6 protein-coding genes are annotated in these 9142 nt (G+C 59.6%); 1 reads left to right on the top strand and 5 read right to left on the bottom strand.

Translation table 11 applies throughout. The features are described from left to right. Nucleotides 1-330 precede the first annotated feature (330 nt). Entirely contained in the window at nucleotides 331-1200 is an 870-nt protein-coding gene (locus tag MAXJ12_RS26595; RefSeq protein WP_008839198.1) for an SDR family oxidoreductase, read from the top strand. A 293-nt stretch (nucleotides 1201-1493) separates the two neighbouring features. Here the strand turns inward: MAXJ12_RS26595 and MAXJ12_RS26590 are convergent, their stop codons facing one another. The 5 genes from MAXJ12_RS26590 to MAXJ12_RS38585 all read right to left on the bottom strand — a co-directional run bounded on the left by MAXJ12_RS26590 (nucleotide 1494) and on the right by MAXJ12_RS38585 (nucleotide 9141). Next, nucleotides 1494-3044, bottom strand: coding sequence for a sensor histidine kinase (locus MAXJ12_RS26590; RefSeq protein ID WP_008839197.1), 1551 nt, complete (start codon nucleotides 3042-3044; stop codon nucleotides 1494-1496). A gap of 308 nt (nucleotides 3045-3352) precedes the next feature. Beyond that, on the bottom strand, nucleotides 3353-4420 hold the full coding sequence (locus MAXJ12_RS26585; RefSeq protein WP_244421613.1) for a sensor histidine kinase: 1068 nt from the start codon (nucleotides 4418-4420) through the stop codon (nucleotides 3353-3355). A 2250-nt stretch (nucleotides 4421-6670) separates the two neighbouring features. Next, nucleotides 6671-7450 (bottom strand): hypothetical protein, encoded by a 780-nt coding sequence (locus tag MAXJ12_RS26575; protein WP_008839194.1) that lies wholly within the window; start codon nucleotides 7448-7450, stop codon nucleotides 6671-6673. Nucleotides 7451-7484: 34 nt separating this feature from the next. Further along, nucleotides 7485-8831: an alpha/beta hydrolase gene (locus MAXJ12_RS26570; protein ID WP_244421612.1), complete on the bottom strand. Its 1347-nt coding sequence runs from the start codon at nucleotides 8829-8831 to the stop codon at nucleotides 7485-7487. Next, nucleotides 8821-9141 (bottom strand): hypothetical protein, encoded by a 321-nt coding sequence (locus tag MAXJ12_RS38585; RefSeq protein ID WP_008839192.1) that lies wholly within the window; start codon nucleotides 9139-9141, stop codon nucleotides 8821-8823. The genes MAXJ12_RS26570 and MAXJ12_RS38585 overlap by 11 nt, the downstream gene beginning before the upstream one ends. Between the last annotated feature and the right edge of the window lies 1 nt (nucleotide 9142).

Genomic DNA, 9142 nt, shown 5'->3' with positions numbered 1-9142 from the left:
GACCGGCTATGCGGCGTGAGTGACAGAACGCCTGCGCCAAGCGTGCGCGATGCGGTGCCGTACGGTGCTCCTTCGTCACTGCAAACATTGGGCAGCCGGTGGCAACGCAAAATCGGCTCATCCGGTCCGGTCCGTGACGTCTTATCGCGATGTCGGACGCTTCTTCTCGACGGCGCGCGATGACATGACCTTGGAGTGGCATAGCCCTCGTTTTAACCCATGATGATCGTTCACAAGGCTGCGCCGATTTTGAAGGATGGTGGGACCGTCTGGGCGGAACCTTGCCCAGGGCTGGATGTTTGACCCACGTGACAGACAGGAGAAAAATCAATGCCGCAACCCACCCCCGACTTTCCGAAACCTCCTTTTCCGGAGCAACGCCAGGATATCCCCGGCTACACCGGCAAAATGACGCCGCGTCCCGATCATGGCGAGGAGAGCTACAACGGAAGCGGCAAGCTCGAGGGCCGTGCGGCCATCATCACTGGCGGCGATTCCGGCATCGGTCGAGCGGCCGCAATCGCCTTCGCCCGAGAGGGCGCCGATGTGCTCGTTTCCTACCTCAACGAGGATGAAGACGCGGCCGAAACCGCACGCTGGATTGAGAAGGCCGGAAGACGGGCCATCCTCGTTCCGGGCGACATCAAGGACGAGGACCACTGCAAAACGATTGTCGAGCGCGCATTCAGCGAATTCGGCCGCCTCGACGTCCTCGTCAACAATGCGGCACATCAGGCCACATTCAAGGCCATCGAGGAGATAAGCTCGGACGAATGGGACAAGACGTTTCGGACAAACATCTACGCCATGTTCTATCTTTGCAAGGCCGCGATCCCGCGTATGAAGCCTGGCAGCACGATTATCAACACATCGTCGATCAACGCGACGGACCCGTCACCCAGCCTGCTCGCCTACGCAACGACGAAGGGGGCGATCGCCAATTTCACGGCGGGATTGGCCGGTCTCATCGCCGAAAAGGGCATACGCGTCAACGCGATTGCTCCTGGCCCGATCTGGACACCCTTGATCCCTTCGACCATGCCTGCCGAGAAAGTCATGAACTTCGGCAAGAACACACCCGTGGGACGGCCAGGACAACCGGCCGAGCTCGCCGCGACATTCGTATTGCTGGCCTCGCCAGACTCCAGCTACACGACGGGGGCATTGTATGAGATCACGGGCGGCCGACCCATGATCTAGGCGCACCGCCTGACCGCATGGGCGCGGCTGCTGTTCGCGCTGCATGGCCGCAGGCAAATCCTCTGGCAACGGTCCATAACAAGTGCTCGTGCGAAGCGAGGCAACGAGGCTGCGGGGGGCATCGGAACCAATCGACTGCCCCTCTACGCCTGTCTCAGAGCTTTCGCTCAAGGCGACCGCGGCGAGGATCTGCTCCTGCCGCCGCCTGGGCTACGAAGCCTCATGCCGCTGTTGTTCGGGGAGCTGCACACGAGCTTTTTCATACGGAAAGCTCGCCTTTGCGGACGCAGTGCTCACTTCCAAATTGGAAACGTCAGGGTAAAGGTGGTTCCCCGTTCCGAGGAATCGGTTGCGACCTCGCCTTTTAGCTGACTGGCGAAGGCAGCAACGAGTTTGCTTCCCATGTTCTGGGGCGCGCTATCCGGATCAAAGCCGCGGCCATTGTCGGAAATCGTCAATCTGGCCTCGTGATCGCTGACCATGGCAAGGGAGATTTTTATCTGACCGAACTGCGCACGTTCAAATGCATGTTTGAAAGCATTGGATAGGATCTCGTTTACGAGTAGTCCGAGTGGAAGTGCTTGGTCACGATCGACCAAGAGAGGCTCAATTTCTACTTCTACACCGATGTCTTTGCTCGACCCGTCCCGGACGTCGTCGATCAGCCGTTGGAGATACTGGTCGACCGATACGTCTCCATACTCGTCGTTCTGATATATGTGCTCATGCACGGCGACCATCGCGCCGATGCGGCCTGCGATGCTCGCGCGCGCGTCGGCTGGCAAGGGCTGTAGCCGCACCAATGACGCCACGGTCTGAAGGTTGTTCTTGATCCGGTGGTGAATTTCGCGAAGAAGAAACCTGTTGTGCTCAAGCGATCGCTCCAGTTCAAGTCGGCGCGCTTCGTCGGCCCTTTGCAATCGTGCTGTCCCGAGTAGGCCCCATGCGAGCATGCCAAACAGCGGCACCGCGATTACGGTTCCAGTCAGCAAATTGCGCCAGAAAGTTTCCAACACCTCGCCGCGTTCAATCCCGGCTACAGCGATTATCGGAGCTCCCTCGACTCGCCAGAATCCTACAATCCGGGCCCTTCCATCAACTGGGGAGTTGCCGCTGTGATAAACTCCGCTCTGGGCTCGGGCCGCGTCCAAAAGCGGTGTATCGTTGAGGTTCATGGTCTTGCTGAGAGCCGGAAACCGGGCGACCAGCCAACCGTCAGTTCGTATCACTGAGACCGACGAGAATGGACCAAGATTCATTGACCTCCAGAACTCGGCCATTCTTGCCGTGGGAATGGCGATACTGGCTGCTCCCCGGAACTTTCCCGACCTGGTAATGCGGCGAGCGACTACAAAGACGTTTTCATTGCTCAGTCGCTCATCGAGCAGCGGGGAAATTACAGAATTTGATCCGTCACGCAGTTCCTGGAAATATTCCCGGTCGGAGACGTTGATCCCAATTGCCGCCCTGACGCTCGAAAATCTCAGCTGCCCGGTCTCGTCATAGACGGAATACTGGAAGCCACGCGGCAGGTCTCCGACCGCTTCCTCAATGTTGAAAATGGTGTTTGTCGTTTCGCTAATTGGCTCTGGCCCGAGCGCGGCATCGATGCGCCGGAGGGCCTGATCGCTGGCCTGCAGCATCCACTGGAAATGAGCTGCGACGACACGCGCCGACGACAACGCATTGGCTTCACCTTTTTCGGTTGCGCCCTGGTAGTCTCGCCAGGCGAGCAGTACGGCCAGGGCAGCGATGGCGCAAAGGAGCAGTATGCCGAATGCGATGGTGGCAGAGGGCGCAGCAATTCGGGACTGGATAGGTGAAGCTACCGATTGCGTGGACAAGAGAGTTCCTTTCGGAGTTTTGTCCAATTTGACGTTGTTCGTGTCAACACCCGAGCTGCCGTCAGGCTCTCTCCGGGCTTGCTATGGGCTGGAAACGCTATGATGTTCTGCGGCGTGGAGTCTCCGCCCCGATCGGCGCATCGAGACAAGAGCGTGATACGAAAGATCGGCCGCCCGTCACGGACAAATCTTCTCGGACGATACTCCCATCATTTTTGAGTGGTTCGCCCTCGTGTGATGGTTTTGAGGCGCATCATAAAAACGAGTGCCGCGGAGCGTTCGACCAGATACCCACAGTCCGCCATGTGCTAAAGAGCGTGCGGTTCGGCCGGATCTGCGGCGTCTAAGCGGACGTTCATCATGGAGGTGGATAGCTCGCACCGAAGCCCGAGCGGGTCGTAGACGGTCTGCACCTTTCCATTGAACTCCCCTGCGAGAGCTTGTTCGATCAGGCGCGACCCGAAACCGTGGCGTTTGGGCTTCGAAACGGCGGGCCCCCCTCGTTCTTCCCAAGCAAGACGAAACTCCTCGTCGGAACTTGGCGTGCCGACCTTCCAGGAAACTGCTACGCGGCCGCGATCGTCGGACAGCGCCCCATATTTAACGGCGTTCGTGGCCAGCTCGTTGATGGCCAGCCCCAGCGACAGCGCCTGCCTGGGAGAAAGGTCAATGGGCGGACCTTCTATGCTGATACGGCCGCCGAAGTTGCTGAAGGGAGACAGAACTCCTTCAATGACGTCTCTTACCGACGCTCCGCTCCGGCTGTCTTCCACCAGGACAGCGTGGGCCTTTCCCAGTGCCGAGAGGCGCTGGGTGAGCGTAGCCTTGGCTTCTTCTTTCGACTCCGCCGATTGAAACGTCTGGCTGGCGATGGCGGACACCATGGCCAGAATGTTCTTGATGCGATGAGCGAGCTCAGCATTAAGAAGCCGCGAATTCTGCTCGGTCCTGACCTTTCCCGTTGTCTCGATAACGGTGTCCATCATACCCACCACCTGCCCTTCCGCGTCGCGTATTGGGCTGTAGCAGAAAGTGAACCAGGCCTGCTCCGGATAGCCGTGCCGATCGATCACGAGGGGGAAATCTTCGATGAACGTCGCTACGCCAGCATATGCCTTATCCGCGATTGGCCCGATGGTTTCCCATGCCTCGGCCCAGACTTCCGAGAACGGCCTGCCCAACGCCTCGGGCTTGTCGCCCAGGATTGGCCGGAATGCGTCATTGTAGATTGTGACCAGCTCAGGCCCCCACACTATGCATTTTGGGAACGCCGAGCTGAGCATCATGCCTACGGCCGTTCTGAGGGATGCACCCCATTCCTCAATAGGTCCGAGCGACGTCGAAGCCCAGTCGTAAGCGCGTACGGCAGCGGCCATTTCTCCGCCTGCATCTAGAAATTTGAAACTCACACCCTGCACAACTTCTCCCAACGCGGCAATGCGGAGCATAGAACGTGAAAAGCTGTTTCGCTGCAACATTTGATAGGCCCGGCACTCACGTGAGGAGAAAGCCGATCGGCTCCCCACTAAATAAAAAAGGCCTGTACCCCAGCCCATAGCGGGATGTGGACTTCTGCGTAAATAGCTGCCGAACCCCATGAGTCGCAAGGGCTTACGGAGTTATTCTCTTGCTAAAAAAACTGAACGAGATGAATGATACTGGTCGTTCACTCCCCCTTCATGAGATGGCTGGTTAGCGCGTACGTTGGTTTCCCAGTTAGGGAGAGGCCATCAACAAAGATGAAGTGAAAAGGCTAGGCGAAGCGCGGCGAAGACGAGAAAAGGATTGGCAAAGCGGCGACTGGTGGCAAGAAACGCTGGTGTGCCGGAACTGCGACGAACTGGATGAAAGCACCAAAAAGGGCCTTGGGAAGACCGAGGACAAGATCCGGGATCATCCTCTCAAGGGTTGATCGGACGGCCAGGGCCGCGACGCGGGTCATGGCCTTGCGACTGTTTCATCGGCGCCTCAACACAGGTGCGTCCCAGCGGGGGCGACAGGGCCAACAGCAGCTTGATCGAATTCAGGCTGCCGGACATTCGTTGCTGTCTCAACGACCTGATCAATCGCGGGGGGAGACACGATGGATGATGGCTGCACGCTCGATCATCTCAGGGCGTTCAACCGAACGGCACATCTTCAGCAAAGTCGTTTGCAGGGCTGATTAGTCGTCGAGACAGGGGAGGCACAATCCGAAAGGACCACCACGCGAGTGGTGCACGAAGAACAACTGGCCGCAATGAAAGCAGCCGCTGTCGCCGTTTTGCGGCTCATTGCCGATGCTTGGCCTGTTTAAACGACGATCGCGTTCCCGCAATGACCTGACAACCCGCCGAGCGTTGAGCATAGGCGGCCCGCTAACGCGCGGCTGCAATTTCCTCCACATATCATCGACACGACCATTATCGCCCATATTACCCGCCGCCCATGAGTCGGCGGAATGAAATCCCGCCGGACGCCCTTGCCACTCTTAACCGACTGCTACGCCTTACCGCGTGGTTGGAGGCGTCGGAGATGCTGGATTGATTGGCACAGGCATGCCGACACCCACCGTTTGGAGGCCCTGCCGCCTGTGCCTACCCCGCCAAGCCATTGCGAATATCCACATACCTGGCCGGATTGTCGTTAGCTTCCCGTCCCGCAACTTATCCGCGAATACATATCTCGCCGCCAGCAGAGCGTTGCAACTTTTGTATTGCTACCCACTTAAGTGATGGTGGACGGTCGGTTTGCCCAAACCCCCCAACCGTCCTCCTTTTTAGCCGGCCGCAAGCCGGCTTTTTTCTTTTGGCCGTGAACGCCACCATTGATCCTGCGCTGGCCGGTGACCCCGTCGCGCAGCAGCGCTTGATTTCGGAGTTCCTGCGGGCCGCACCCAACGCGGATCCCTTTGGTACAAAGTTCTGAGCTTGGCAGTTGCGGAAACCTCAAGGGCTACTTCTCCCTTGGAACCGGAAGCCCGCCGAGCTGCAGGCGGTCTACGCGGCGGGCTTCTTGCCTCGGTCTGAGGCACGGCTCGCGAACGAAAAAAGGCCCGACCGAAAGGGGCGTTGTCGGCCGGGCCTCTAAGTTGGTCTGAGGAGGAGAACGCGCCAATGTTACGAGTTCTTCTATGGGACGTCTGTGAACTGCGTCACATAACTGATGGGCGACGTTGTGGGCGGTACAGTTCTCCAACGATCGATCTGATCGCTACCGAGCTATCACCTCCGGTCGGCTTAATCCCGACGCGGCCACAGGCTTCGATGACTTCGCCGCCGTCCGTGATCAGCCTCAGCAGGATGTCCGGGTTTGCGGGCAGACGCCGCAAACAGCGGCAACGGCTCATCCGGCAATCCCGTGATCAAGAAGCAAGGATTGTAACTTCGCGCATGAGAGACACGAAAGTTATACGAGGCCGTCGTCCAATCGCTTGGCTGAGGGATTCCGCCTGGCGGCGAGTTGTTCAGCGCTTGCGCCGCCAGCGCATGCGAGGCCACACCAGTTGCCGCCAGGGCGACTGAGGCAACCACTGCAGCAAAGATGGTCAACCGAAGCGCATTGGGTCTGAACGGCATTTCGGTCGCCTGACGATGCTGCATTCCCGATTGCAGTCTGGTGGAACGCAAACTCTCCCGGTGGAGAGTTCAAAATCGCACCACCATTCCGAGGATCGGACCCTGCTGCACGACATCGAAGACAAAACCGTCGTCACTATAGTCCACGCCCAGGGCGCGGTAACCTGCCACCGCCGAAATTTTGTCATTGAACCGGTAACCGATTGCCCCGGCGACATCCCAGTCGATGTCGGCTCCACCTGCGCCAACGAGGCCCCATCCGGTCAAATAGATCTCCGGTGTGATCGCGTAATTTCCGCGAAGGCCGGCCATGCCATCCACCCAGGTCGCGCCGTCGCTTCGCGAGACGCCGTCGAGAATGCCGCCGCTGAAGGAGACCTCGGTGTCGACCGACCACACCCTGACGCCGCCGACGACTTCAAGGCGTCCGGAACTGTCTTCGAGGAGCGCATAGCCGGCCCCGATCAACCCGGCGAATGTTTCCGTGGATACCTCGACGCTTGAAGCAAGAATGCCTCGCGGCGTTCCGGTGGAGCCGGAAATCTTGGTGTACATGATGTCGCCGAAAATGCTGTAGCGATCGTAGCGCGCCTCGCCGATCGCCATGGCCCCAAAGTCCAGATGATCGAAGATGTCACTGAAACTCGCGTCGACCTCGATCGGCGGCAGCCCGAACTGCCCGACGTCCCCGGATAGGCCCGCTGCCCAGAGATAGGGGGCGACAGAGAACGTCCAGCCCTGCTCGGTCACGACTTGCTGGGTTTCCGGTGTCACCGGCGAATACATATCGGCAGCTTTGGCCCCATCGGCAAGCAGGAAGCCGCCGACGCAGGCGAGAGTAGAAGCCATACCTAATTTCATAATCCCCTCCAATTGTAGCTTGTTACCGATCACATACGTTGTTCGCGGCGGTATTCCTGGAATCGCAATCAATGCTGACCGGGCTGCCGTTTGCTGATCCGCCAGGCACAGTTGCGCCCAGCGCACCCACGTGGCTGGCAAAGTTGTCCCGTGTGTTCTGGTCGATCACCGCGACAGGAGCAGCAATTACCAGCCCCGCGGTGGTGCCGGCTGCATGGGCCACACCCGCGGTCGCGGTGACGATGTGGTCGCCCAGACCCAGCCGATTGTCGCTCAACGCCTGTCCGCTCGAGAGGCGGGGACCCATGAGCTGGGAGGTCTCGGGCGACTCGGCGAACTTGCTGTGATGAAGATCATCGCCAGCCTTGATCTTGGTAAGGTCGATGACCGAGATGTTGTTGGCCGCGAGCTCGGTCTTGTATGGCTCCTGCTCCGGATCGATCGAGCCAAGCCGGGCCACATCGCCCCAGACGCGCCGCGATACCGCCAAGGCCCGATCGTCACGCGAGACAAACAGAGTGAATTGTGGGCGCGGAGCTCCCATGTCGGCGATCTGCGAGCGGAAGACGTCGACGTCGACGTCGGGCGCGGCCAGCATGACGTTCTTGAATTTTGGCGGGAGGCGGCCATTGCGGATCGCCATCTGCCGAAGAGACTCCAGCGCCAGCCAGTTCCCCATCGAATGCGCCAGTACGGAGACCTCTTTGACATTGGGGTCGCGCCCCAAATACTGAAACAGATTTTCCAGGGCGTTGCGCGTGTAGTTGGTGCTTTCGCGGTCGTAGCCGTAGGCAAGCAAACTGCCCCGCGAGGGCCAGGTGACCAGCACGGGAACGCTGTGCGTTCCCGAATCGTGGACGATCTGGGCGAAACGGTAGACCGAGTCCTCGAAGCGGTTGTTGAAGCCGTGGATGAAGACAAGGACGCTGCGGTCCTTGCTCTTTGCGACGGACGTGTTGAGCCAGTTTTCGGCCGTATCCCGAGAGACTTCCTCCGCCCGCAGAACCGCGAAATCGGTCGCGGGATCCGAGGGCAGTTTTTTTGGCCAGGCAACCTCGCCGACCTTGCGCACATCATCCGGCGGGATCGACACGGTGATCTCCGCGAAGGCCGGTGTCATTCCGCGTTCCCCGCCGAACATCTCGCCGGGTTTCGAGGCCCGGCCGCGGGTTGTGGCGACCAGCATCTCGACCCTGCTGGTGGACGCGGAGGTGTCGGCTACCGGCGACAGGACACCCGTCGGGCGGCTGGCGCAGCCCTCCAGAAGAGAGAGCAGGACAACAGTCGCCAAAATTCTTCTGGCGCCTCCAGCACGGGAAGCCGAACAAGCGCGCTCGACAGAGCTTCGGGAGCGGCTGCTAGTCCACATAGACGACGACGTATCTCGACCCGGAGGACTGATAGTAGGTCCCGCCGCATCGCCACACCAATGTGCCGTAGATGGTTACCCGTGCGCAGCCCGCAGGCAGCGCGCTGATGTAGATTGCCGACCGCCGAACAGTCCGACGGGTCGTGCGGCGGGCCACGCCAGCCACGCTCCCCGGAGTGGCGGGGTGACCTATCCGAGCATTGGCTTCCGAGAGCAACGAATGGTTTGTCACGACCGCCGCCGGATCGATCTGGAGGAAAGTCACCAGCGAGAGAGCAAGGACCATGCCTTTGCGAAGCGCAAATCTCATC

It is taken from the genome of Mesorhizobium alhagi CCNWXJ12-2 (assembly GCF_000236565.1).
GTDB classification, from domain to species: Bacteria; Pseudomonadota; Alphaproteobacteria; order Rhizobiales; family Rhizobiaceae; genus Allomesorhizobium; species Allomesorhizobium alhagi.
Note: the sequence above shows the minus strand (reverse complement) of the source record. Positions and strands in the feature narration are given on the sequence as shown.

Coding starts and splice junctions, on each gene's coding strand:
- MAXJ12_RS26595 (WP_008839198.1), top strand. CDS start 331: ATGCCGCAACCCACCCCCGACTTTCCGAAACCTCCTTTTCCGGAGCAA.
- MAXJ12_RS26585 (WP_244421613.1), bottom strand. CDS start 4,420: ATGGCCGCTGCCGTACGCGCTTACGACTGGGCTTCGACGTCGCTCGGA.
- MAXJ12_RS26575 (WP_008839194.1), bottom strand. CDS start 7,450: ATGGCTTCTACTCTCGCCTGCGTCGGCGGCTTCCTGCTTGCCGATGGG.
- MAXJ12_RS26570 (WP_244421612.1), bottom strand. CDS start 8,831: ATGTGGACTAGCAGCCGCTCCCGAAGCTCTGTCGAGCGCGCTTGTTCG.
- MAXJ12_RS38585 (WP_008839192.1), bottom strand. CDS start 9,141: ATGAGATTTGCGCTTCGCAAAGGCATGGTCCTTGCTCTCTCGCTGGTG.